The 25,388-nt window shown below is 39.6% G+C and carries 22 protein-coding genes and 4 tRNA genes; 19 read left to right on the top strand and 7 right to left on the bottom strand.

Annotated elements, in window-relative coordinates:
* Nucleotides 1–37: 37 nt before the first annotated feature.
* The 4 genes from HMPREF2732_RS08090 (at nucleotide 38) to HMPREF2732_RS08075 (ending at nucleotide 428) form a co-directional block, all read left to right on the top strand.
* A tRNA-Met gene (locus HMPREF2732_RS08090) sits at nucleotides 38–114 on the top strand.
* 5 nt (nucleotides 115–119) lie between these two features.
* Nucleotides 120–204, top strand: a tRNA-Leu gene (locus tag HMPREF2732_RS08085).
* Between the two features lie 27 nt (nucleotides 205–231).
* A tRNA-Gln gene (locus HMPREF2732_RS08080) sits at nucleotides 232–306 on the top strand.
* Nucleotides 307–353: 47 nt separating this feature from the next.
* Nucleotides 354–428: transfer RNA gene (locus HMPREF2732_RS08075), tRNA-Gln, on the top strand.
* Nucleotides 429–568: 140 nt separating this feature from the next.
* Here HMPREF2732_RS08075 and HMPREF2732_RS08070 read toward each other — a convergent pair.
* Entirely contained in the window at nucleotides 569–1,108 is a 540-nt protein-coding gene (locus tag HMPREF2732_RS08070; RefSeq protein WP_070592373.1) for a hypothetical protein, read from the bottom strand.
* Between the two features lie 34 nt (nucleotides 1,109–1,142).
* Nucleotides 1,143–2,726, bottom strand: a complete 1,584-nt coding sequence (gene prfC / locus HMPREF2732_RS08065) for a peptide chain release factor 3 (protein WP_070592372.1) — start codon at nucleotides 2,724–2,726, stop codon at nucleotides 1,143–1,145.
* A gap of 220 nt (nucleotides 2,727–2,946) precedes the next feature.
* Between prfC and HMPREF2732_RS08060 the strand changes: the two genes are divergently transcribed.
* From HMPREF2732_RS08060 to argG, 3 genes are all read left to right on the top strand, one after another.
* Nucleotides 2,947–3,807, top strand: coding sequence for a phosphoribosylaminoimidazolesuccinocarboxamide synthase (locus HMPREF2732_RS08060; RefSeq protein WP_070592371.1), 861 nt, complete (start codon nucleotides 2,947–2,949; stop codon nucleotides 3,805–3,807).
* 72 nt (nucleotides 3,808–3,879) lie between these two features.
* Nucleotides 3,880–4,710 (top strand): Rossmann-fold NAD(P)-binding domain-containing protein, encoded by an 831-nt coding sequence (locus tag HMPREF2732_RS08055; RefSeq protein WP_070592370.1) that lies wholly within the window; start codon nucleotides 3,880–3,882, stop codon nucleotides 4,708–4,710.
* Between the two features lie 51 nt (nucleotides 4,711–4,761).
* Nucleotides 4,762–6,096, top strand: a complete 1,335-nt coding sequence (gene argG, locus HMPREF2732_RS08050) for an argininosuccinate synthase (protein WP_070592369.1) — start codon at nucleotides 4,762–4,764, stop codon at nucleotides 6,094–6,096.
* A gap of 95 nt (nucleotides 6,097–6,191) precedes the next feature.
* Here argG and fur read toward each other — a convergent pair whose 3' ends face one another.
* The 3 genes from fur to HMPREF2732_RS08035 all read right to left on the bottom strand — a co-directional run bounded on the left by fur (nucleotide 6,192) and on the right by HMPREF2732_RS08035 (nucleotide 8,091).
* The gene (gene fur / locus HMPREF2732_RS08045; RefSeq protein ID WP_049357622.1) at nucleotides 6,192–6,626 is read right to left on the bottom strand and encodes a ferric iron uptake transcriptional regulator; all 435 of its coding nucleotides are present in this window, start codon (nucleotides 6,624–6,626) and stop codon (nucleotides 6,192–6,194) included.
* 31 nt (nucleotides 6,627–6,657) lie between these two features.
* Nucleotides 6,658–7,182 carry a flavodoxin FldA gene (gene fldA, locus HMPREF2732_RS08040; RefSeq protein ID WP_049357621.1) on the bottom strand — a complete coding sequence of 175 codons (525 nt, stop codon included), beginning with the start codon at nucleotides 7,180–7,182 and terminating at the stop codon, nucleotides 6,658–6,660.
* A 123-nt stretch (nucleotides 7,183–7,305) separates the two neighbouring features.
* Nucleotides 7,306–8,091, bottom strand: coding sequence for an alpha/beta fold hydrolase (locus HMPREF2732_RS08035; RefSeq protein WP_070592368.1), 786 nt, complete (start codon nucleotides 8,089–8,091; stop codon nucleotides 7,306–7,308).
* A 70-nt stretch (nucleotides 8,092–8,161) separates the two neighbouring features.
* Between HMPREF2732_RS08035 and seqA the strand changes: the two genes are divergently transcribed.
* The 10 genes from seqA (at nucleotide 8,162) to HMPREF2732_RS07985 (ending at nucleotide 20,998) form a co-directional block, all read left to right on the top strand.
* Nucleotides 8,162–8,803 (top strand): replication initiation negative regulator SeqA, encoded by a 642-nt coding sequence (gene seqA / locus HMPREF2732_RS08030; protein WP_070592367.1) that lies wholly within the window; start codon nucleotides 8,162–8,164, stop codon nucleotides 8,801–8,803.
* Nucleotides 8,804–8,807: 4 nt separating this feature from the next.
* Complete coding sequence (gene menE, locus HMPREF2732_RS08025; RefSeq protein WP_070592366.1) at nucleotides 8,808–10,160, top strand: o-succinylbenzoate--CoA ligase; 1,353 nt, start codon at nucleotides 8,808–8,810, stop codon at nucleotides 10,158–10,160.
* A gap of 13 nt (nucleotides 10,161–10,173) precedes the next feature.
* Nucleotides 10,174–13,518, top strand: a complete 3,345-nt coding sequence (mscK, locus tag HMPREF2732_RS08020; protein WP_049374571.1) for a mechanosensitive channel MscK — start codon at nucleotides 10,174–10,176, stop codon at nucleotides 13,516–13,518.
* 15 nt (nucleotides 13,519–13,533) lie between these two features.
* Nucleotides 13,534–14,607 (top strand): chorismate synthase, encoded by a 1,074-nt coding sequence (gene aroC / locus HMPREF2732_RS08015; RefSeq protein ID WP_049374570.1) that lies wholly within the window; start codon nucleotides 13,534–13,536, stop codon nucleotides 14,605–14,607.
* A 65-nt stretch (nucleotides 14,608–14,672) separates the two neighbouring features.
* Complete coding sequence (gene mepA, locus HMPREF2732_RS08010; RefSeq protein WP_049370279.1) at nucleotides 14,673–15,545, top strand: penicillin-insensitive murein endopeptidase; 873 nt, start codon at nucleotides 14,673–14,675, stop codon at nucleotides 15,543–15,545.
* Nucleotides 15,546–15,555: 10 nt separating this feature from the next.
* Nucleotides 15,556–16,323: a TSUP family transporter gene (locus HMPREF2732_RS08005; RefSeq protein ID WP_070592365.1), complete on the top strand. Its 768-nt coding sequence runs from the start codon at nucleotides 15,556–15,558 to the stop codon at nucleotides 16,321–16,323.
* A gap of 9 nt (nucleotides 16,324–16,332) precedes the next feature.
* Nucleotides 16,333–17,292 (top strand): lauroyl-Kdo(2)-lipid IV(A) myristoyltransferase, encoded by a 960-nt coding sequence (lpxM, locus tag HMPREF2732_RS08000; RefSeq protein ID WP_049374569.1) that lies wholly within the window; start codon nucleotides 16,333–16,335, stop codon nucleotides 17,290–17,292.
* Between the two features lie 113 nt (nucleotides 17,293–17,405).
* Nucleotides 17,406–17,948: an adenine phosphoribosyltransferase gene (gene apt, locus HMPREF2732_RS07995; RefSeq protein WP_005698770.1), complete on the top strand. Its 543-nt coding sequence runs from the start codon at nucleotides 17,406–17,408 to the stop codon at nucleotides 17,946–17,948.
* A 16-nt stretch (nucleotides 17,949–17,964) separates the two neighbouring features.
* Nucleotides 17,965–20,109 carry a DNA polymerase III subunit gamma/tau gene (gene dnaX, locus HMPREF2732_RS07990; RefSeq protein ID WP_049374568.1) on the top strand — a complete coding sequence of 715 codons (2,145 nt, stop codon included), beginning with the start codon at nucleotides 17,965–17,967 and terminating at the stop codon, nucleotides 20,107–20,109.
* A gap of 40 nt (nucleotides 20,110–20,149) precedes the next feature.
* The gene (locus tag HMPREF2732_RS07985) at nucleotides 20,150–20,998 is read left to right on the top strand and encodes a DUF808 domain-containing protein (RefSeq protein ID WP_005695749.1); all 849 of its coding nucleotides are present in this window, start codon (nucleotides 20,150–20,152) and stop codon (nucleotides 20,996–20,998) included.
* Nucleotides 20,999–21,066: 68 nt separating this feature from the next.
* Here HMPREF2732_RS07985 and proA read toward each other — a convergent pair whose 3' ends face one another.
* On the bottom strand, nucleotides 21,067–22,320 hold the full coding sequence (gene proA, locus HMPREF2732_RS07980) for a glutamate-5-semialdehyde dehydrogenase (RefSeq protein WP_070592364.1): 1,254 nt from the start codon (nucleotides 22,318–22,320) through the stop codon (nucleotides 21,067–21,069).
* Between the two features lie 549 nt (nucleotides 22,321–22,869).
* Nucleotides 22,870–23,532 carry a trimeric intracellular cation channel family protein gene (locus HMPREF2732_RS07970; protein ID WP_049366010.1) on the bottom strand — a complete coding sequence of 221 codons (663 nt, stop codon included), beginning with the start codon at nucleotides 23,530–23,532 and terminating at the stop codon, nucleotides 22,870–22,872.
* Between the two features lie 133 nt (nucleotides 23,533–23,665).
* Between HMPREF2732_RS07970 and HMPREF2732_RS07965 the strand changes: the two genes are divergently transcribed.
* Together HMPREF2732_RS07965 and HMPREF2732_RS07960 are read left to right on the top strand one after the other, a co-directional pair.
* Complete coding sequence (locus HMPREF2732_RS07965; RefSeq protein WP_070592362.1) at nucleotides 23,666–24,466, top strand: hypothetical protein; 801 nt, start codon at nucleotides 23,666–23,668, stop codon at nucleotides 24,464–24,466.
* Nucleotides 24,466–25,344, top strand: a complete 879-nt coding sequence (locus tag HMPREF2732_RS07960) for a DMT family transporter (RefSeq protein WP_070592361.1) — start codon at nucleotides 24,466–24,468, stop codon at nucleotides 25,342–25,344. Before HMPREF2732_RS07965 ends, HMPREF2732_RS07960 begins: the two co-directional genes overlap by 1 nt.
* The last annotated feature ends 44 nt before the right edge of the window (nucleotides 25,345–25,388 follow it).

Raw genomic sequence — 25,388 nt, 5'->3', positions numbered from 1 at the left:
ATACGCCCCGCAAAGCCGATAAGGTAAAGCAAATGATGGCTACATAGCTCAGTTGGTTAGAGCACAACACTCATAATGTTGGGGTCGCAAGTTCGAATCTCGCTGTAGCCACCAAATTTGCGGGACTGGCGAAATTGGTAGACGCACCAGATTTAGGTTCTGGCGCCGAGAGGTGTGTGGGTTCAAGTCCCTCGTCCCGCACCATTTATCAGCTTGCAGTCAAATAGTAGTTGGGGTATCGCCAAGCGGTAAGGCACCGGGTTTTGATCTCGGCATCCCTAGGTTCGAATCCTAGTACCCCAGCCATACTATCTAAGTAAAATCTTCTTTATTTCCAATCAAAGAATTCCAGTTGGGGTATCGCCAAGCGGTAAGGCACCGGGTTTTGATCTCGGCATCCCTAGGTTCGAATCCTAGTACCCCAGCCATCTTATTTTCTCTATTTCTTTTATATAAAAAATGCGATTAATTTAAGCGCACTTTGTTTTATCTGTCTGTTGTTATTAGCTACAATTTTAATGTCTTTATATAAAAGAAAAGCCACCTTGCGGTGACCTTTCACATTGATTTATTTTAGTTCTACTAAAGTTAAATTACATTGGGCTGTTGATGCTGCAGGTAATGCTTCATAATCTTTTCCTGCCTGAGGCGTGAATGTGAGTTTTTTACCAGAACAGCTGTAACCTAGTTGTGTATATTTAATACCTTTTGCATAATCCGTATAGGTATTATCTGGGGTTACTATTTCACTTTTTAGGGTGATTTCAGCGCCCGCAGGGATAACAAACTCTTTAAAGAAAGTACTTGAACCAAAGTTATTGAATTGGCTTGGTTTTTTACTCGCTTCGCTATCTGGCATTCCTAGCGATTCATTACCTTTAAGGTAAAGCATTGAGCCGAAGGATTGCCCCCATCCACCTCCAACATTTACTTTTTCTGTTTTTCCATTCTGTTTTACTTCCATCTCGGTATAGCGGCCATTTTGTCCATATAGACGGATACGTGCGTCAGTTTGTGGGTTATAAGCTTTTCCTGCATTTGACAGCTCAGTGTTTACACAACCCGAGAGTAGTAACGCTGCTGTACTGATAAGCATCAATTTTTTCATAATTTTTCCTTTTGTTAATGGTAGAAAATGGTAATTAATGTTCCCTTGTCTTAAAGAAGGTCACATCAGGATAACGTTCTTGTGCAAGATTTAAATTAACCATCGTTGGTGCAATGTAAGTAAGATTATCGCCACCATCTAATGCGAGATTTTGCTCATTTTTGCGTTTGAACTCTTCAAATTTTTTGTTATCCGCACATTCCACCCAACGAGCCGTCGCGACATTGACCGTTTCGTAAATGGCTTCAACGTTATATTCTGATTTCAAACGAGAAACGACCACATCAAACTGTAGCACACCGACCGCGCCAACAATCAAATCATTATTGCTTAATGGACGGAATACTTGCACAGCACCTTCTTCAGAAAGTTGTACTAAGCCTTTTAACAATTGCTTTTGTTTGAGAGGATCTTTCAAACGGATACGACGGAATAATTCAGGGGCAAAGTTTGGAATACCGGTAAATTTAAGCTCTTCACCTTGCGTAAAGGTATCACCAATTTGAATAGTGCCATGATTGTGCAAACCGATAATATCACCAGCATAAGCTTCATCGGCATGAGAGCGATCTCCCGCCATAAAGGTAAGTGCATCAGAAATAACCACATCTTTACCAATACGCACGTGTTTAAGTTTCATGCCTTTCTCGTATTTACCAGAAACTACACGCAAGAAAGCCACGCGGTCGCGATGTTTGGGATCCATATTGGCTTGGATTTTAAACACAAAACCAGTGAATTTTTCTTCTTCAGCTGAGACTTTACGCGTGTCTGCCTGACGAGCTTGTGGGGCAGGCGCCCATTCGGTTAAACCATCTAAGAAATGATCGACACCGAAGTTACCTAATGCTGTACCGAAAAAGACAGGTGTTAATTCACCAGCTAGGAATAAATCGAGGTCAAATTCATTACTTGCACCTTTTACAAGCTCTAATTCATCACGTAATTGTTGGGCTAAGTCATCACCTACGGCAGCGTCTAATTCTAGACTATTTAAGCCTTTCACTATACGCACTTCTTGAATAGTTGAGCCTTGGCCGCTTTGATAAAGATAGGTTTCATCTTTATATAAATGATAAACTCCTTTAAATAATTTACCGCAACCAATCGGCCAAGTAATCGGTGCACAATGGATTTTTAATACACTTTCCACTTCATCTAATAATTCCATTGGATCACGAATATCACGGTCAAGTTTATTCATGAATGTGATAATTGGTGTATCGCGCAAACGGGTCACTTCCATTAGTTTAATGGTACGTTCCTCAACCCCTTTTGCCGAGTCGATAACCATTAAGCAGCTATCCACAGCCGTCAAAGTGCGGTAGGTATCTTCCGAGAAATCCTCATGCCCCGGCGTATCCAATAAATTCACTAAGCACTCATTGTAAGGGAATTGCATCACGGAAGTCGTAATGGAAATACCACGTTGTTTTTCCATTTCCATCCAGTCAGATTTTGCATGTTGTGCAGAGCCTTTACCTTTAACAGAGCCCGCTTTTTGAATGGCATTACCGTATAACAATACTTTTTCGGTGATGGTGGTTTTACCCGCGTCAGGGTGGGAAATAATCGCAAACGTGCGACGTTTATTCACTTCTTCTAATGGATAACTCATTTGTCTTGTTTCTTCTGTTTTAAATAATGCTGTATTGTCGCTGATTTTCAGATTGAGCTCAAATTAAATTGCTTTTCTTTTGTTATCTATAGCTTATTTAGGTGTATGACTCTGTAATTTCTTTTCTTTAAAAATTTTTGATAAAAAAAGCAAACGTTTGCGCAAGAAATGAGATATAATACGTGCCGATTTTTTATTCTTATAATAAAAGGTGCAAGCAATGACACAACTTAGTCTAAAAAAAATCTATTCGGGAAAAGTGCGTGATCTTTATGAGATCGATGATAAACGGATGCTAATGGTAGCCAGTGACCGTTTATCTGCATTTGATGTGATTTTAGATGATCCTATCCCACGTAAAGGTGAAATCCTGACGCAAATTTCCAATTTCTGGTTCAATAAGCTAGCTCATATTATGCCGAATCATTTTACTGGTGATTCAGTTTATGATGTGTTACCAAAAGAAGAAGCTGATTTAGTAAAAGATCGCGCAGTGGTTTGTAAACGTTTGAATCCAATTAAAATTGAGTCTATCGTACGTGGTTATTTAACGGGTAGCGGACTAAAAGATTATAAGCAAACGGGTACCATTTGCGGTTTGAAATTACCAGAAGGATTAGTTGAGGCAAGTAAATTACCTGAACCAATTTTTACGCCATCAAGTAAAGAAGAAGTGGGTAATCACGATATCAATATCAGCTATGAAGAATGTGAAAAAGCAATTGGTGCAGAGTTAGCGGCACAAGTGAGAGAAAAAGCGATTGCACTTTATACTGAGGCTGCCAAATATGCGCTGACTAAAGGTATTATTATTTGTGATACTAAATTTGAATTTGGTTTAGATGAAAATGGCACACTCACTTTAATGGATGAGGTATTAACACCTGATTCGAGTCGTTTTTGGTCAGTTGATACTTATAAAGAAGGCACAAATCCGCCATCATTTGATAAGCAATTTGTACGAGATTGGTTAGAACAAAGTGGTTGGAATAAACAACCACCAGCACCGAAAGTACCAAAAGAAGTGATTGAAAAAACAGTGGCTAAATATCAAGAGGCTTTGGATTTATTAACAAAATAACATTAACAAACTCCCTGCTATGCTTTAGAATAGCAGGGATTTTTATGGATAAAATATTGTGAATAAAAGAGTATGAAATCTGTTGCGATAGTAGGTTTAGGTTGGTTAGGCTTACCATTAGCGCTGCACTTAAAAGAGCTTGGTTGGTGTGTAAAAGGATCCAAACAATCCCCTGAGGATGCTCAAAAATTGCATCAGCTAGGCATTGAAACTTATCCTTTTTCTTTTTCAGAAAAAATGAATAGTTTGCCTGATAATATTCAATCTCTTTTTGATGTGGATGCCTTCATTATCACCTTACCACCTAGTCGTTTTTCTTCTCAACAGTATTGTGAACATCTTGCTTTTTTAGCTAATCAAGCAAAGAAACAAGGTGTACAGCACCTGATTTTTACCAGTTCAACTTCTGTTTTTCCTGATATTTCTGGGCAATTTGATGAAAGTTCTCAACCTTCAGCTGAAATGGAAATGGGGAAAACACTGATACAAGCCGAGCAGTGTTTATTCCAATCAGAAATATCTCATTGCGATATTCTTCGACTTGTAGGATTAGTTGGTAAACAACGCCATCCGGTTAAATTCTTAGCAGGAAAACACAATTTAAAACAGGGCAATTCGCCTGTTAATTTGGTGCATCTTGAGGATTGCATTCAAGCTATTACAGCCTTACTTATGAATCCAAATGGATTACGGACTTACCATCTTTGCGCGCCAGTTCATCCTACGCGAGCAGAATATTACACAAAAGCAGCGGTATTTTATGATTTATCCATACCACAATTTGAATGTAGTGATTCGGATCCGAAACGAATCATTATGGCAGATAAAATTTGTCGAGATTTAGGCTTTGCTTATCGTTATCCAAATCCCGATGATATGTTAGAAAAGCGCAGTGATTTTTGACCGCACTTTTTAAAGACTCACTCACCATAACCACAATGAAGGAAATAAAATATGTCAAATACGATTCTGCAACATTTACCTAAAGGTCAAAAAGTTGGTATCGCTTTTTCAGGCGGGCTAGATACCAGTGCTGCATTGCTTTGGATGCGTCAAAAAGGTGCAGTACCTTATGCTTATACAGCAAACTTAGGTCAACCCGATGAAGATGATTACAATGCCATTCCCAAAAAAGCGATGGAATATGGTGCGGAAAATGCGCGTTTAGTGGATTGTCGTGCGCAGCTAGCCCATGAAGGGATTGCGGCTATTCAATGTGGTGCATTCCATATTTCTACTGGTGGAGCAACCTATTTCAATACCACACCACTAGGTCGTGCGGTAACAGGTACGATGCTTGTTGCAGCAATGAAAGAAGATGATGTGAATATCTGGGGTGATGGTTCAACTTTCAAAGGTAACGATATTGAGCGTTTTTATCGTTATGGTTTATTAACCAACCCAAATTTAAAAATTTACAAACCATGGCTAGATCAACAATTCATCGATGAGTTGGGCGGTCGCTTTGAAATGTCACAATTCTTAATCGAAAATGGTTTTGACTACAAAATGTCGGTAGAAAAAGCGTATTCAACTGACTCTAATATGTTAGGTGCGACACACGAAGCGAAAGACTTAGAAGAATTAAGCACAGGCATTAAAATTGTGAAACCAATTATGGGCGTGGCATTTTGGGATGAAAATGTTCAAGTGAAACCAGAAGTGGTGACCGTTCGCTTTGAAGAAGGTGTGCCGGTTGCATTAAACGACAAAACATTTGATAACGTGGTGGATCTTTTCTTAGAAGCAAATCGCATTGGTGGTCGTCATGGTTTAGGCATGTCAGACCAAATTGAAAACCGTATTATCGAAGCTAAATCACGTGGTATTTATGAAGCACCGGGAATGGCATTATTCCACATTGCTTATGAGCGTTTAGTAACTGGTATTCATAATGAAGATACTATTGAACAATATCGTATCAACGGTTTACGTTTAGGTCGTTTGTTATACCAAGGTCGTTGGTTTGATCCACAAGCGTTAATGTTACGTGAAACCGCACAACGTTGGGTCGCTCGTGCGGTGACTGGTGAAGTGACATTAGAACTTCGTCGTGGTAATGACTACTCAATCTTAAATACTGAATCACCAAACTTAACTTATGCGGCTGAACGTTTAAGTATGGAAAAAGTGGAAAATGCGCCATTTGATCCAATCGATCGTATTGGCCAATTAACCATGCGTAACTTAGACGTAGCGGATACACGCGGCAAATTAAGTATCTACTCTCAAGTTGGTTTATTAACTGCGGGTAAAGATTCAGTGTTACCGCAATTAGGTAAAAAATAATCTATATAAAAAGTGCGGTCGATTTTGACTGCACTTTTGATTGAGATAATAAAAAACCTTAGGTTTTCGCCTAAGGTTTTTGTTTTTAGCAAGAATTATTTTTTCTCTTCACATTTGTTGATATCGCTACATTTACCGTAGAGGTATAAACTGTGTGCTTTTAATTTGATGCCATGTTGTTCACTGATTTCTTTTTGACGCTGTTCGATAATGTTATCAGTAAACTCAAATACTTTACCGCAATCTTCACAGATAATGTGATCGTGGTGTTCTGTTGGTGCAAGTTCAAAAACAGACTTGTTACCTTCAAAATTATGACGAATTAAGATATGCGCTTCATCAAATTGGTTAAGCACGCGATATACAGTTGCAAGACCAATGTCACTGCCTTGTTCTAACAAGATTTTATACACATCTTCTGCTGAGAAATGCTCGTTTTTATGCTCTTGCATTAACGCAAGAATAGTGAGCCGAGGTTCAGTAATTTTTAATCCGGCTTTTTTGAGTAATTTGATGTTTTCTTCAGACATAATGTTCCCTTAATATGCTAAATAGAGATGGTTAAGCTAATTCTGCTAAACACATTTCATCGTAGATTTGTTTCGTCCATTTCTCTACGCGTTCTGCTGTGAGTTCTGGTTGACGATCTTCATCGATACACAAACCGATAAAGTTTCCGTCGTCTAATAATGCTTTTGATGCTTCAAAGGTGTAACCATCAGTTGACCAATTGCCCACGATAATCGCGCCACGTGGTTCAACGATATCACGTACTGTACCGATCGCATCACAGAAATAATCAGCATAATCTTCCTGATCGCCACAGCCAAAAATACCGACTAACTTGTCAGTAAAATCAATTTCTTCTAAGGTAGGAAAAAAATCATCCCAGTCAGCTTGTGCTTCACCGTAATACCAAGTCGGAATACCAAAAAGTAAAAAATCATAACTTTCGATATCTTCTTTCGTGCTTTTTGCAATGTCACGAATATCGACTAATTCATTGCCTAATTGTTTTTGAATCATTTTTGCAATGTTTTCTGTATTACCCGTGTCACTACCGTAAAATAAACCGACAACTGCCATTGTTCTTTCCTTTTGAAATAAAATTAGGTGAATAGAAAAAATTAGGGGCAAAGCCCTACAATTTGTGCGAACTATACCACAAATGAATTCTCATTTGAATAGAATAATTCTCATTTAAAGCGATTAATTCTTATTTAGAAACCTATCAATTGCACGTATCACAAAATCAGGTTTTTCTGCATGAACCCAGTGCCCACAACCATTGATAGTGAACGAGGTTGCATTCGGGAATTGTTTTAGAATAATTTCTGTATATTCAGGTTTAATATAAGATGAAAGCCCACCTTTAATAAAGAGAGTAGGCGTATTAGCGTAAACTTCCTGCCAATCCATCAGTTCCGCATAATGCTCAAAAAGTGCGGTCAAATTGAAACGAAAATATTCGCTTGAAGTCGGCTCAAAAGATTTCAACATAAACTGCACCACGCTAGGCTCGGCAATTTCACTTTCTAAAATAGGCTTAGCTTGTTGACGAGTTTGTGGCTGCGCTTTTTTCACGGCAAACAAACCACGAAACACATCATCATGTCCCGCACTGCTATTTGCGATTGGGGCAATATCAATGACAACTAATTTTTCCACACGCTGCGGCTGAAGTGCGGTCATTTTCATTGCTGTTTTTCCGCCCATTGAATGACCAATTAAGATCACTTTATCTAATTGAAGGTGATCGATAAGTTGCCATACATCATCAGCCATGGCATCGTAATTCATTGTTTCTGAATGAAAACTATGTCCATGATTGCGTAAATCTACGCGTAAAATATTATAGTTATCGCTAAATGCACGGGCGATTACACCAAGATTATTCATATCTCCAAACAAGCCATGAATGAAAACTAAGGTAGGTGAATTAATTGATTGTTTTACTTGGTGAAATTGATGGTTTAATAATTGGGAAGATGACATATATTTTGCGTGAGAATTTGGTTAGAAATCGTTATAATGGACGAAAATTTTAGCAAACGGAGAGAAAAAAATGAAGATAATTGAAGTCGATGAAGAATTATATCAATACATTGCGGCACAAACTCAATCTATTGGAGAAAGTGCGTCTGATATTCTTCGCCGTTTGTTGAATTTACCCACTCATGCAGCAAGCTCGGTTGATTTCTTTGAATCAGTCACATCAGCTGAAACGCCAAAAAGTGCGGTGCATTCTGAGCCTGTTTTAACGGAAAAAACAACCGAAGTATCTCAACCAAAAGTTGAACCTATTGAACCGCCAAAAGCAGTGAAAAAACAATCGGATGAAGCAATCAATCATATTGTTGATAAAGTGCGTGCACTCTTGAATTCTGCTGAGTTCAAAGAAGAGCCAAAAGCAGTGGTGCGTTTTTTAAGTATATTACGGACGCTTTATCGTACCAATCCAGAAAGTTTCGCACAGGCAACAGAAAGCCTACAAGGTCGTACTCGTGTTTATTTTGCTCGTGACGAAGGGACTTTGCTTGTGGCGGGTAATCACACGAAACCGAAACAAATTCCTGACACGCCATATTGGGTGATTACCAATACCAATAGTGGTCGTAAGATGCTGATGCTAGAAGGGGCGATGCAATCTATGCATTTGCCGGAATATTTAATTGACGAAGTTCGCCCTTATTTCGTTAGCAACTAATTCGATGCAAAAATTCCCTTGGCAAGCATTTGCCCAAAATTCAGCGTATGCAGATCAGATCGCGTTGCGAAATTCGCAGGGCGATCCTTTTACTTGGGTCGAACTTGCTGAGAAAATTAATCAAGTGGAAGCCTTTCTTTTACAACAAGGCGTGACAGCGCAAAGTGCGGTCGCTTTTTGTGGTAAAAATTCAGAACAGATCTTATTTCTTTATTTATCCGTTATTCAGCTAGGCGCAAAAATTTTAGGTATTAACCCTGCATTTCCTCAAGAAAAAAGAGAAGAATTGTGCCAAGAGTATGGGGTGGATTTTTGTTATCAAACCGAAGATATTCATTATTTAGCTGCTGAACCATTACCTGAGCATAAAGCTGATTTTACAAAGGCGGCAACGATGACGCTCACATCGGGCTCTACTGGTTTGCCTAAAGCGGTGGTGCATAATGTTTCTGCTCATTTAGCTAATGCGGAAGGCGTTTGTGCCTTAATGAATTTTGGCAAAGATCAATCATGGCTACTTTCTTTACCGCTTTATCATGTTTCCGGACAAGGCATTGTGTGGCGTTGGCTGTATGCGGGGGCAACTTTAGTACTACCGAAAGAAGATTTTTATCAATCTATTGGTGAGGTTTCCCATGTTTCTCTCGTGCCAACGCAATTGCAGCGTTGGTTTGATTATTTGTCGGAGCATCCTCAACCTATCCAAACGCAAGCCGTGTTATTAGGTGGGACACAAATTCCTGTAAAATTAACCCAAGTATTAAGTGAATTAGGTATTCGAAGCTATTCAGGCTATGGTATGACAGAAATGGCTTCTACCGTATTCGCTAAACAATCGGATGGAAAAGTTGGTGTAGGTCAACCTTTACTTGGCCGAGCGTTCAAGTTAGTGAATGAAGAAGTTTGGCTAAAAGGTGCTGGACTTGCCATGGGATATTGGCGAGAAGGACATATTGTTCCACTCACCAATGCCGAAGGTTGGTTCCAAACAAAAGATAAAGCTCAATGGCTTGATGACGAATTAGTTATTCAAGGCCGATTGGATAATATGTTTATTTCTGGAGGTGAAAATATTCAACCAGAAGAAATTGAAAAAGTGATTGCACAATCAGATTTGGTGAAACAAGTCTTTGTTTTGCCTCAACATGATGAGGAATTTGGCCATCGCCCTGTCGCGATTGTTGAATTTCATACCTCATTTAATGAAAGTGCGGTCGAATCTCTCAACGTTTTTTTACAAGGACGATTGGAACGATTTAAGCAACCCGTTGCCTACTATGAACTCCCGCAGGATTTAATCCAAGGGGCAATAAAGATTTCTCGCAAAGCACTCGCCGATTGGCTGTTGCAACAATAGGAAAGTTAGTTTAATGAAAAATATCTCTCGAGTTTTGACCGCACTTGGTCTTTCATTTGTTTTTACGCTGGCGCTTTCTCAGCCTGTTTGGGCAGAGAATAATAATGCTGATTTACCGACGGAAAAAACACTAAAAAGTGAATTAGCCGAGGCACAAAAATTACCAGATGGTGATGAAAAAACAAATAACGTCACGACAATCCAGGCTTCGCTTGATTTCTTGCAACAAATTCAAACACAGCAAAAAAATAATAACGATTTGCAAGATACGCTTATTGATGCAGATTCTGAAATTCAGAAGAATAATGCCGATCTTCAAAATCTTAAAAAACAGCTAAGCACGCCAAATAACACCGATTATGCTTCTCAAAGTTTAGCGACTTTGCAGGCACAGCTTGAGAAACTGACCAATCAACAACAAGATGCTCAATCTGCATTAAGTGCCGTGAATACACAACTTGCAGGGCAAAGCGCTGTATCCGAACGCGCCCAAACAGCCTTAACAGATAATGTTAAACGTACGCAAGAATTGAATCAGAAATTGGCTGATCCAACAACCAGTTCGCTATTAAAACAGCAAATTCAACTTGAGTTGCAATTGATTGAGCTAAAAAATGCGTACAATCAAATTTTATTAAAAAATAGCGATCAATTTACGGTTCTTTACCAGAGCCGTTATGACTTATTGAATACACGTGTTCAAGCGCTACAGAAACAAATTGCCGCCATTCAAGACGTGATTAATCAAAAGAATTTGGCTAAAACACAAAACCAAGTTGAGCAAGCACAACAACAAAGCCAAAATGTTGAGCAAAATCCGTTGATTCAGAAAGAATTGAATTTGAATGCACAGCTTAGCCAATATTTACTTGAGCAAACTGAGAAAACCAATACATTAACGCAAGATGAATTGCGCATGCGAAATGTATTGGATAACTTGACGCAGACACAGCGTACCATTGATGAGCAAATCAGTGCGTTACAAGGCACGTTGGTGCTTTCTCGCATTATTCAGCAACAAAAACAAAAATTACCGACTAATTTAAATATTCAAGGGCTTTCAAAACAAATTGCGGATTTACGTGTACAAATCTTTGATATTACACAAAAACGTAATGAACTTTATGATATTGATGCTTACATCAGTAAAATAGAGCAGAATGAAAACAAATCGTTTACACCTGCAGAAAAAACACAATTAACCAATTTGCTCACTGAACGTCGTAAAGTTGCCTCTGATTTGATTAAATCATTGAATAATCAATTGAACTTAGCGATTTCCTTAGAGTTAACCCAACAGCAGATTACTCAAATCAGTGATCAAATTCAGTCTAAACTCGATCAACAAAGTTTCTGGGTAAAAAGTAATAACCCAATTAATCTTGATTGGTTCAAAAAGCTGCCAATGTCACTCAAGGCACAATTTGATGGCATTGGAAAGAAAATCGGCTTCCCGACAAATTTTGATAATTTGCCGTATTTACTCACTTATGTCTTTATTTTGTTTGTGATTGGTGGATTGATTTTCAAATTTAAAGAATCAATTAAACAACGTTTGAGCGTGATTAATGGCGAAATTAATACGCTTCGTTCTGATAGCCAATGGCATACGCCGCTTGCGTTATTTTATACGGCATTTTTATCGTTATCGGGCACACTCTGGTTCTTAGCCGCTTGCCAACTTTTAGGCTTTTTCTTTGTGAAAAATCCACAAGAGTTTTGGGAGTGGTCGCTCAGTATGGCGGGCTATTGGTGGTTCTTTAGTTTTATCTTAGCTATTCTTCGTCCGAATGGTATTTTAGTCCGCCATTTCGGTTTTGCTAAAGAGAGCGCGGCTGCTTTGCAAGACGTCACAAAACGTATCATTGTTTCCGTTGTGTTATTACTGAATACGTCAATTTTCAGTAATGTCATGGATACAGGTTTAGCCAATGACGTCCTCGGCGAAATTAATACGATTGTTGCCTTGCTTTTCTGTATTGTGATTATTGCGCCACGTTTTGTTCGCACAGAAAAATCGTTGAATTCAAGCGTAACGGATCAGCGTGATAGAACGCTTTTAAAAATTATGCGCGTTTTATTGCAATTGGTCCCTGTTATTTTAATTGCACTAGTTGCTTTAGGCTATTATTACACCGCCTTAAATTTAATTACGCATATTATTAATACCTACATTGCATGGGTGGTGTGGTCGTTGGTGCGTCATACTATTTATCGTGGTATTACGGTTGCATCAAGACGTTTAGCTTATCGACGTTTACAAGAAAAACGTCAGCAAAAACAACAAGATTCAAGTGATACTTCAGCCTCTGATGATGTGGTCGTGATTACCGAACAAGAAGAGGGATTAGCCTTAAATGAAGTGCGTAGCCAGTTACTACGCTTTGCCGATCTCTTTATTTGGACCGCACTTTTTGCCATCTTCTATTATGTATGGTCAGATTTAGTGACCGTTGTAAGTTATTTGCGTGATATTACCTTGTGGCAACAAACTTCAACAACTGAAGCGGGCGTGGTGACAGAAACGATTTCACTCTTTAACTTGATTGTTGCATTAATCATTGTCGTGATTACCTATATTTTGGTGCGTAACATTCAGGGTATTTTAGAAGTATTAATCTTCTCTCGAGTGAAACTTTCACAAGGTACACCTTATACCATTACCACCTTATTAACCTACATCTTTGTTGCAGTGGGTGGAGCATGGGCATTCTCAACACTCGGGATGTCTTGGTCGAAATTACAATGGTTGTTTGCAGCCCTTTCCGTTGGTCTCGGTTTTGGTATGCAAGAAATTTTTGCAAACTTTGTTTCGGGTATCATTTTATTATTTGAACGTCCAATTCGTGTGGGCGATACCGTGACAATTAATGGCGTGACAGGTACGGTGGCGAAAATCCGTATTCGTGCGATTACCATGATTGATCCTGATCGAAAAGAAGTGATTGTGCCAAATAAGTCCTTTGTAACAGGTCAAGTGATCAACTGGGCATTATCTAATACCGTTACTCGTTTAGTGGTTTCCGTTGGTGTGGCGTATGGTTCAGATTTAGACTTAGTGAAACGCTTATTATTGCAAGCCGCGCATGAGCAACCAAGTGTCTTAAAAGATCCAGAACCAAGAGCATTATTCTTGACCTTTGGGGCAAGTACATTAGATCACGAATTACGTGTTTATGTAGGGCAAGTATCTGAGCGTAATGATACGTTGGATGCACTCAATCGTCGAGTGAATGAATTATTTGCAGAAAATAATATTGATATTGCATTCAACCAATTAGATATCTTTATCAAAAACAAAGATACAGGTGAAGAGATTCCATTTATTGATGTGGCAAAATTAGCCCAAAATCATTAATTAAAGAGAGAAAATATGGCAGGGAATACTATCGGACAACTTTTTCGTGTGACGACCTTTGGGGAGTCACATGGTATTGCATTAGGCTGTATCGTAGATGGCGTACCACCGAATCTTGAATTATCGGAAGCCGATATTCAACCTGATTTAGATCGTCGTAAACCGGGTACATCACGTTATACCACACCACGTCGCGAAGACGATGAGGTACAGATTTTATCTGGGGTGTTTGAAGGTAAAACAACGGGTACCAGTATTGGAATGATCATTAAAAATGGTGATCAGCGTTCACAAGATTATGGTGATATCAAAGATCGTTTCCGTCCTGGACATGCGGATTTTACCTATCAACAAAAATACGGTATTCGTGATTATCGCGGTGGTGGTCGTTCTTCTGCACGTGAAACCGCTATGCGTGTTGCTGCGGGAGCGATTGCGAAGAAATATTTACGTGAGCAGTTTGGCATTGAAGTGCGAGGTTTTTTAAGCCAGATTGGCGAGGTAAAGATCGCACCACGGACTATCGATAAAATTGATTGGGATAAAGTGAATAGCAATCCATTTTTCTGTCCAGATGAAAGTGCGGTTGAAAAATTTGATGAATTAATCCGTGAATTGAAAAAAGAAGGCGATTCGATTGGGGCAAAGCTAACTGTGATTGCAGAGAATGTTCCTGTTGGTTTAGGTGAGCCCGTTTTTGATCGACTTGATGCAGATTTAGCCCATGCTTTAATGGGGATTAATGCCGTTAAAGGCGTAGAGATTGGCGACGGCTTTGCAGTGGTTGAACAGCGTGGCAGTCAACATCGTGATGAAATGACACCCAATGGTTTTGAAAGTAACCATGCTGGCGGTATTTTAGGGGGCATTAGCTCAGGACAGCCAATTATTGCAACGATTGCATTGAAACCGACATCCAGTATCACGATTCCAGGCCGTTCCATTAATTTAGCGGGAGAGTCTGTGGAAGTGGTGACAAAAGGCCGTCATGATCCTTGTGTGGGGATTCGTGCAGTACCCATTGCGGAGGCAATGGTTGCAATTGTTTTACTCGACCATTTATTGCGTTTTAAGGCACAATGCAAATAACTCTTTTAAATTAAGCTTCTTGTGCTCTTTTATTGAAGAGAAATCAACTTATTTTAGGAAATCTTATGAATAAATCTTTAGCAAAATTACTTTCAAGTGCGGTTGCTTTAGGGTGTGTTTTTTTCTCGTTGCAAACAACAGCCTCGCCACAAGACTGGCAACGGATTAAACGTCCAATTCCTGCAACAGATGGTAAAGCAAATCCAATCGGCAGCTATTCGAATGGTTGTATTATCGGGGCAGAGCCATTGCCTTATAAAGGTGAGGGCTACCAAGTGATTCGTATGAATAAAAATCGCTATTATGGTCATCCGGATATGATTGCCTATTTACAGCGTCTTGGACAAAAAGCGAAGTCAGCAGGCTTACCAACGATGTTAGTTGGGGATATTGCTATGCCAGGTGGTGGTCGCTTTTTAACGGGGCATGCAAGCCATCAAATGGGATTAGACGCGGATATTTGGTTGCGCATGGGGACCATGACAGACAGTGAAGCGTTAAATTCTGACGGAAAAGGCTTGCTTGTGGTGAACCGTCAAACACAACGTGTTGATGAAAATGTATGGAATAACAATCATGCAACGTTAATTAAATTGGCTGCGCAAGATCCCAAAGTGACCCGTATTTTTGTGAACCCAGCGATTAAATTAAAACTTTGTCAGACTGCGGGTGATGATCGTGCTTGGTTACACAAAATTCGTCCATGGTTTGGGCATGATTCACACTTCCACGTTCGCATTGCTTGCCCGAAAGATGCTGCTTATTGTGAAGATCAAGCACCGGTACCAGCAGGCGATGGTTGTGGCGATGAACTTTATTCTTGGCTTGAACCTGCAAAACCAGGTTCAGGCTCTTCTAAACCAAAAGTGACACCACCAGAGCCGTTTTTATGCCAACAGGTGTTGAGTTCGCCAAATAGTAGTGAATGGTTAGAGTAGGAGTTAAATCATGGAGTTGGGGATTGATATATTAGCCATGCTTTTTGCTGCTGCCTTTATTGCCGCATTTATTGATGCGATAGCGGGTGGTGGAGGCTTAATTACAATCCCTGCCTTATTAATGACAGGCATGCCACCAGCAATGGCATTAGGCACGAATAAATTACAAGCATTCGGTGGTGCGTTGTCGGCAAGTATTTACTTTCTGCGTAAAAGAGCGGTCAATTTATCGGCGTTTTCTTTCATCTTACTGGTGATTTTTATCGGCTCGGTGATTGGTACGTTACTCATACAAAATTTAGATGCATCATTAATTAAAAAAGGGCTTCCATTTCTCATTTTAGCGATCGGCTTATACTTTTTATTTACGCCTAAATTGGGTGAAAGTGATCGTAAACAACGAATTTCTTACGTTGTTTTTGCGTTATGTTTTGGTTCATTACTGGGTTTTTATGACGGCTTTTTCGGGCCTGGGACGGGTTCATTGATGAACCTAGCTTGTGTGACGTTACTTGGATTTAACCTCACTAAAGCTACTGCGCATGCCAAAGTGATGAATTTAACCTCAAATTTAGCCTCATTAATTTTTTTCCTAATTGGTGGTCATGTGATTTGGACTGTCGGTTTAGTGATGATGGCAGGAAGCCTGATAGGTGCAAATTTAGGTGCTAAAATGGTGATGGCAAAAGGCAAACAACTGATCAGACCGATGGTGGTGATTATGTCATTTATCATGACGATAAAAATGGCGTATGATCAGGGTTGGTTTCATTTTTAACGATTGATTATGACAGACTCTCAGAAAAAATTACGTATTACAGCACGAACGGGTTATGAACCACATTTTTCATGGGCATATTTGCACCCGAAAAATTGGGGCATTTGGCTTGGTATTTTTGTGCTTTTGTTACTTGCTTTTGTGCCATTTCGTTTACGCGATAAAATGGCCGAGAAACTGGCTCGTGCGCTGACGAAAAAAATCGGTAAACCACGTATTCGTGCAGAAATTAATTTGAAACTCTGTTTCCCAGATTGGACGGCAGAGCAGCGTGACAAAGTGATTGAAGAGATGTTTGTGACGGTCGCACAAGTCATGCTTGGTATTGGTGAAATTGCTATTCGTTCAAAAAAACATTTACAAAAACGTAGCGAGTTTATAGGCCTTGAGCATATCAAACAAGCCAAAGCCGAAGGGCATAATATCATTTTGATGGTACCACATGGTTGGGCGATTGATGCCTCTGGCATTATTTTGCATACACATGGCATGCCAATGACTTCAATGTATAATCCTCACCGAAATCCGTTGGTGGATTGGCTATGGACTTTAGCGCGTCAACGTTTTGGTGGAAAAATGCATGCGCGCCAAAATGGTATTAAGCCGTTTTTAGCACATATCAAGCAAGGTCAAATGGGATACTATCTTCCAGATGAAGATTTTGGTGCCGAACAAAGTGTCTTTGTGGATTTCTTTGCCACTTATAAAGCCACACTTCCTGGGTTAAACAAAATGGCAAAATTAGCGAAAGCGGTAGTTATCCCAATGTTCCCTCGTTATAACGCTAAGAATGGCAAGTATGAAATGGAAATTCGCCCACCGATGCAATTAAGCGAAGATCCTGAGCAATCAGCCCGTGCGATGAACGAGGAAATTGAATATTTCGTTACACCAACCCCCGAACAATATGTCTGGATTTTACAGCTTCTTCGTACTCGAAAAGACGGGGAAGATATTTACCCAGATTAATTCATTTTATTTACAAAAGTGCGGTCAAAATTCACCGCACTTTTGCATTTTTCTATGCTAGAATGCGAGCCTAAAAACAGGATTTTTTCTTACTCTTTTTTGAGCAATTATTTATGAACAAACAACTTGAATTAATCAAATCTTCTATCAAATCTATCCCAAATCATCCAAAAGAAGGCATCATTTTCCGTGATATCACGAGCTTGCTTGAAGTGCCTGCAGCTTTCAAAGCCACAATCGATTTGATCGTTGAAAAGTATAAAGATCAAGGTCTCACAAAAGTCATTGGTACCGAGTCTCGTGGATTTATTTTTGGTGCGCCAGTTGCATTAGCATTAGGATTACCATTTATCCCCGTTCGTAAACCGGGCAAATTACCGCGTGAAGTGATTGCACAGTCTTATCAATTAGAATATGGTCAAGACACCCTTGAATTGCACACTGATGCAATTTCACAAGGTGATAATGTGCTAATCATTGATGACTTGTTAGCAACGGGTGGAACAGTTGAAGCTACCGTGAAATTAGTTCAACGTTTAGGTGGTGAAGTGAAACATGCTGCCTTTGTGATTAATTTGCCAGAATTAGGGGGCGAAAAACGCTTACGTGATTTAGGCATTGATTGCTACACCTTAGTGAATTTTGAAGGCCATTAATTTTTAAAGGGATGCGATGAGCTACCAAGTTTTAGCCAGAAAATGGCGACCAAAAAACTTTTCTGAAGTTGTGGGGCAAAGCCATGTGCTCACTGCTTTGGAAAACGGTTTAAAAGAAAACCGTTTACATCATGCTTATTTATTTTCCGGCACCCGTGGCGTAGGTAAAACCTCCATTGCTCGTTTATTTGCGAAAGGCTTGAATTGTATAAACGGTATTACTGCCGATCCTTGTGGTGAATGTGAAAACTGCAAAGCGATCGAAGCTGGCAATTTTATTGATTTAATTGAAATCGATGCGGCTTCTCGTACCAAAGTAGAAGATACCCGTGAGCTATTAGACAACGTGCAATATAAGCCGGTAGTAGGGCGTTATAAAGTCTACCTCATCGATGAAGTGCATATGCTTTCCCGCCATTCTTTCAATGCGTTGTTAAAAACCTTGGAAGAACCACCTGAATATGTGAAATTCCTACTCGCGACAACGGATCCTCAAAAATTACCGATTACGATTTTATCCCGTTGTATGCAATTTCATCTCAAAGCATTAGATGAACCGCAAATTTCAGCACATCTTAATCGCGTGCTTACTGCCGAAAATATTCCTTTTGATGCGCCAGCATTAGATAAATTAGCCAAAGCGGCACAAGGTAGTATTCGTGATAGCTTAAGTTTAACGGATCAAGCGATAGCCATGGGCAACGGTAAAGTTTCCACCGATGTGGTGAATACCATGCTTGGGCTATTAGATGAAGACCAACCGATTGAAATCATTTACGCCTTACATCAAGGTAACGGTGAGCGTTTAATGAAAACCATCCAAACGGTGGCAGAAAAAGCGGGCGATTGGGATGAGTTACTGGCAGAAACGGCTGAGAAATTACATCAAATTGCATTAATGCAGTTGCTCGCTAAAAGTGTGACAGATGAAAACGATCACTTAGGTTTTCTAGCCAAACATATTTCACCGGAAGACGTACAATTCTTCTATCAAGTAATTGTATCGGGTCGAAAAGAATTGGCCTCCGCACCAAATCGTCGAATTGGTGCAGAAATGACATTATTGAGGGCATTGGCATTCCACCCAAAGTTCCTTACGGCAGCACAAACGCCTAAACAAGGCGGGCTATCCCCTGAACAAAATACACAGAAAAGTGCGGTTGAAAGTCAGCCTGTTTCTGGGTATGTGGATATGCCAGTGCTGTCGCAAAACATCAAAGCAAATTATTCTGCACAAGCGCAAAAGCCGATGGCTCAATCAGCAGTTGTGCATTCTTCACCTTCTCAACCGGTTTCCACGCAAACCACATCTTCATTGAATTTAGCTAGCCTTGCTGCACTAGAGGCATTGAATCAATTAACGCAAATTGAGCAATCAGAGCGCCAACATCATCATGATGAACAGCAAGCCGCCGTAGAAGAAACTTTGCATCATCTCCAAGCGTTGGATGAGCAAAAAAATTCACCAAAAATGACCGCACTTCCTGTGCGAGAGATGACACCACCGAAAGCTGCGCAAACGAAAGTAGCGGTACTAAATCCAATGACTCAACAAGCTGACGAGTTAAAGCAAGGTATTGAGACGGTTGAAAATACCATTGATGACAATGCTGAAATGGATGCGGAAGAGCAAGAAATTCTCGATGCGGAAACCTACCGTTGGGAGTGGAGTAATCCGGATTTAGCTAAAGTAGATAGTGGTGTGCGTCCTTCTGATATTAAACAGGCAATGTTGAAAGATGTGACACCAGAATTGCGTGAGAAAATTATTCAAATTACGCAAAAACAAGATCCTTGGACGGATATTGTCGAACGTTCTGGCGTGATTGGCTTTTCAAAAGAGTTGGCATTAAATTGCTTTATTAAGTCGCAAACAGAAGATGAGCTTCAACTCGGGCTTCATTCTGAAAAAGCCCATTTAAAACAAGATCGAAATATTAAAAATTTACTGGAGCATCTTGAACGTTTATATGAAAAGCCAGTCAAATTGTCGATTTTTGTTGAAGATTCCGATGTTTTAACCCCGATGGATTACCGCAAAAAAGTTTATCAAGACTTGCGTGAACAGGCGCGTACGGATTTACAGCAAGATAAAAAACTGCTTTTATTACAAAAAGAGTTTGATGCGAAGTTGGATGTTGAAAGCATTCGACCAGTTTAAAATTCGTTTCTCTAAATTTTAACTTTATAAAGGAAAAAATATGGCGTTTAGCTCTCTTTTTACTCTTATTGATGACATTGCATCGATTCTTGATGATGTCGCCTTGATGACCAAAATAGCAGCCAAGAAAACCGTTGGCGTAGTAGGCGATGACTTAGCCTTAAATGCTAATCAGGTAACAGGGGCATCTTCCGATCGTGAATTACCCATTGTTTGGGCAGTCACCAAAGGATCCTTAGTCAATAAAGTCATTTTAATTCCAATTGCTTTACTGCTTTCTGCATTTTTACCTTGGTTGATCGTGCCACTTCTGATGATTGGTGGAGCGTATTTATGTTTTGAAGGTGTAGAGAAAATTCTGCATAAATTTATTGCCCATGAAGAGCACGAAGAAAAAACAACCTTTAATGAAGCCGCTAAAATTAAAGGGGCAATTCGTACGGATTTTATTCTTTCTGCTGAAATTATTATTATTGCATTGGGCGAATTAACCGAAGCGAGCTTGCTGACTCGCATCATTTCTCTTTCGATAGTGGGTATCGGAATTACTATTTTTGTTTATGGCTTGGTCGCATTGATTGTTAGAGCGGATGATTTCGGCTTATACCTTATCAAAAAAGGGGGCGTAGCGAAGTCAATCGGGAATGCAATTTTAGTGATTATGCCAAAATTTATGCGTTCACTTAGTTTTATCGGTACGCTTGCGATGTTCTTAGTCGGTGGCGGTATTTTTGTGCATAATGTAGATTTCATTCATCATTTGCTCGCTGATTATCAATTAGCTGATGGCTTATTAGGTAATGTGGCAACGTTAGTCGTTGGTGTGATTGTTGGGGCGATTGCTTGTGCGATTGTATTACCCGCAATGAAATTATTCGGTAAACACTAAAAACGAGATAAAAAATAACCGCACTTTGATGCTTTCAAGGTGCGGTTTTTTTTTATGGATGAAACAGATTATTGGCGAGAAGTATAATCGCCAACACAAACCCATTTATAGCTGGTTAAGGCTTCTAATCCCATTGGGCCACGAGCGTGAAGTTTTTGAGTACTTACCGCCACTTCTGCACCTAAACCAAATTGTCCGCCATCGGTAAATCGGGTGCTTGCATTCACATACACGGCTGCTGCATCCACTTGATTGATAAATTGTGTGGCTAGTCGTTGATTTTCCGTCAAGATACTTTCTGAATGTTGTGTGCCATATTCACGAATGTGAGCAATCGCCACATCCATATCTTCAACCACCACAACATTGAGATCGAGTGAACCCCATTCTTGGCGTAGCGCTTGTTCGGTCACTTCTTGCACATCGACATTTGCAGCTTGAAGAATCGAAAGTGCGGTCGATTTTGCATGGAATTTCACTTTTTTCTCGGCTAAATACTTCGCGAGTTTAGGTAGGAAAGTATCAGCAATTGAACGTTGAACTAAAAGCGTTTCCAGCGTATTACATGTGCTTGGACGCTGGCATTTTGCATTGGCAATCACCGCAAGGGCTTTTTCTTGGTCAGCACTTTCTTCCACAAAAAGATGACAAACGCCCACACCACCAACAATCACAGGAATGGTAGAATGCTGTTTACAAAGCTCATGTAAACCTGCTCCGCCACGAGGGATAATCATATCCACGTAGCGATCCAATTTAAGCAGTTGCATCACAAGTTCACGATTCGGATCCGTAATAGCTTGGACTGCATGGCGTGGTAAGCCCGCTTGTTCAAGGGCATTTTGTACCACTTCTACTAAAATTTGGTTGGAATGTTGCGTTTCTTTCCCACCACGTAAAATCACGGCATTACCGGTTTTTAAACAAAGACTTGCCACATCAATGGTGACATTGGGACGTGCTTCGTAAATGGTACCAATTACGCCAAGCGGTGTTCGAACTCGTTCGATCTTTAATCCGCTATCTAAGGTGCCACCATCAATAATTTTCCCCACAGGATCCGCAAGAGAAATCACATGGCGTACATCGTTCGCAATGCCTTTTAGGCGATCTTCGGTTAATAAGAGGCGGTCAATTAAGGCTTCAGATAAGCCGTTTTGTTTCGCGATTTCAATATCTTTTTGGTTCGCGGCTAGAATACGCTCCGCTTGTTGTTCTAATTGATCTGCAATAATGCTGAGCGCATGATTTTTTTCAGTGGTGTTTAACTGCGCTAAAATAAAGGCTGCATCTTTGGCCTGTTTGCCCATTTGTTCTAACATATCGAATCCCTTGTTATTTCAACAAAAATATGGTGTAGCTTATCGTAAAAATGCGTAAGGTGAAATGATTAAAATTAAGGATTTTGTGAATTCGGTGTGAATGGGTTATGATTTGCCCGACTTTATGACGTAGGGAAGTATTTAAAATTTACAGGTTCTACAGATAGTACTATTTACAGTTGTACAATAGACAATAATAAGACTTTTGAAAAATATAATAAATAGAATAGTAGGGGGAGATAAAATATGAAAACTGACTTTTTTAGTGTTTTAAAGATGTCAGTAATTTCAACTTTATTTATGTATGTATTAGCTCTATATAAATTTAACTTTGATTTTAAGAAAGTTAGTTTGTTAGTGACTCTTAAATGGTTTCCTTTAATATTCGTTTTACTTCTATTTTGTTTTTATTTAGGAAAAAGTATGAAAGGTAAGTATCGTGAATAATTTTTTATTCCTTCAGAGATCCTGTCCATCTATTTTTTCTAATTAGCAAAAATCATAATACATTTTTTACCAGTTAAAGTTAATGTTTGCATGAGTTATCCATTACTTCGTTTTCTTCGGTAATTTATCATTTGTTTCATCATCTTGCTCTTGGAAATCGAAAACGGGTAATCCCCAACCAAATCGAACAGCAAGTAAACGTAATGCAAAACCACTGAATAACGTGAGTAAAATTGAAAGCGTGTGTTCTACTTGAATGTGTTGTAATGCCATATACATGGCTGCAGAGAAGAATGACACGCTGGCGTAAAGTTCTTTTTGGAATACAAGGGGAATGCGGTTACAGAGTAAATCACGCAACACACCACCAAATGCACCTGTCACGGTTGCCGCAATGGATGTCACAGTAAAACCATAACCCATATCAATGGCAATCTGCGCACCGATAATGGAATACACGATTAATCCTAAGGCATCTAATACCAAGAAAATTGTGCGGAAGTAGCGCATGAAATGTTTGATGAAAGGTGCGATAAAAACCGTTAATACAGCTGCACCAGCCACCATAATGAAATATTCAGGATGTTTAACCCAGCCAAGCGGGTAGTGTCCAAGTAATACATCGCGTACCGAACCGCCACCAATCGCCGTCACACAGGCAATAATAATTACCCCAAAAATATCCATTTTTTCTCGTCCAGCGGCTAATGCGCCGGTAATTCCTTCGGCAGTTATTCCAATAATATAAAGTACGCTTAATAGCATTTTTTTGTGGTTCCTAAAGTGCGGTTATAATTTTGCTTATTTTAAAAGGGAATGAGTCAAAATGCACGAAAGCCATTAAAAAAAACTGTAAATTTTGGCATAATGACGCCTTCTTTTTCTAATCGAGAATCTTATGTCAGAAGAACAATCCAAACCCTTAGCCGCATTTCTTGCTCTCTTGCCAATTGGGTTGCTATTAATTATTGAATGTTTTGCAGAGTCTTTGCAATCTGCTGAAAAACTGATTCCTCATTTAGCCTTTGGTGTGCTGATTGCGCAGTTACTTTGTTTGGTTGCCTTTATTAAAGGCGAAATTTGTCCAGGACAACGCGGACGTTTAATCAAAGCAAATGTCTGTTTTGCACTTTATTGGTTAGTTTGGCTTGGAATGAGCTTAGACTCACCACATCATTACGTGATGACTGATATTGTTAGCTTATGCGGATTATCTGCCGTATATGCAGTATGGAAACAACCTAAAGATGAATCAGCTCGCCATGGTTTTCTTTTAATGGCATCGTTGGTGAGTGGATTGGGTGTAATTGCCTATTTGATGATTTTCTTCGGCAATCCAACACCAAATTTCGTGCAATATAATCCATTGGCACAAGCGGTGATGGGCGTATTATTAGCGAATTTATGTTTGTCTGTTTCTCGTAATCGTCTGCAAGGTTTCATTGCGTTACTGCCATTATTGATGATTTTACTGCTTGCACTGAATGCGTTAGCAGTACTGATCTTTATTATTTATCAAGATGTAAGTGCGGTCAGTTTTGATGGTGTTTTCGCATACGGTATTTATTTTGTTCTTCATTTAGTAATAGCAGGGGTATTGCTTTTGCACAGTGTTAATAAATGGAAACTCAGTTATAACAGCTTACTCATTTTGTTCTTTATGGCGGCGAGTTTGGCTGTCTGGGCAATGTTCATTTAATGGATAAAATAAAATCTTACGCCGCCCCGATGTTAGTCGTGGGATGTGTGCTATTCGGTTTAGGAGGCCTAATTGTCAAGTTTGTGCCAGTGGGTGGTTATGCCATTGCATTTTGGCGTTTACTTATTGCCTCTTTTATTTTCTGGTTCTTAATGAAATTAAAAAGACAGCGTTTTCCGAGAAGCCGTAAAGCAATGATGTATGCCGCATTAGCCGGCATCTTTTTAGCCTTTGATTTATCTTTTTGGCATGAAAGTGTATATGCCGTAGGGCCGGGTATTTCAACGTTGCTGAATAGCTTGCAGATTTTCTTTTTGGCAGCAATTGGCTATCTTTTCTTTGGTGAACGCCAAACGAAATTACAAATGTTAAGCCTTTTTTTAGCGGTTGCGGGTGTAGTCTTAATCTCAGGGGAAGAGCTACAACATAATTTTGACGGTATGTACGGCATTATCATTGGGCTCATTTCGGCAGGTATGCTTGCCGCTTCAATGATTATGATTAAAAAAGTGCACGAAGAAGAACCCACCGCTTTATTTTCGTTAATGTTTATTTTGAGTTTAAGTGGTGCGCTTGTCTTAATTGTTCCTTCGTTGATTTTTAATTCTGATAATCTTTATCCAACCACCTTCACCGATTGGGGATTGGTGTTCATTTATGGTGCAGTGATGCAATGTGTCGCTTGGGGTATGATTGCTTATACCATTCCTTATTTGTCGTTAGGTTTAACCGGTTTGTTGCTTCTTTCCGAACCGGTGGTGGCGCTTGTGATTGATTATTTTGGCTTGGATAAGCCCATCAATCATTGGCAATGGGCGGGGGCAGTGCTGACATTAGTCGCGATTTATCTGGGCTCTCAAAAGAATAAAACCACTTAAAACAAAAAAGTGCGGTAAATTTCACCGCACTTTGTCTTCACATT

It is taken from the genome of Haemophilus sp. HMSC061E01 (assembly GCF_001810345.1).
Taxonomy (GTDB): Bacteria; Pseudomonadota; Gammaproteobacteria; order Enterobacterales; family Pasteurellaceae; genus Haemophilus_D.
The sequence above is the reverse complement of the archived record's forward strand: the minus strand, read 5'-3'. Positions and strand labels throughout refer to the sequence as shown.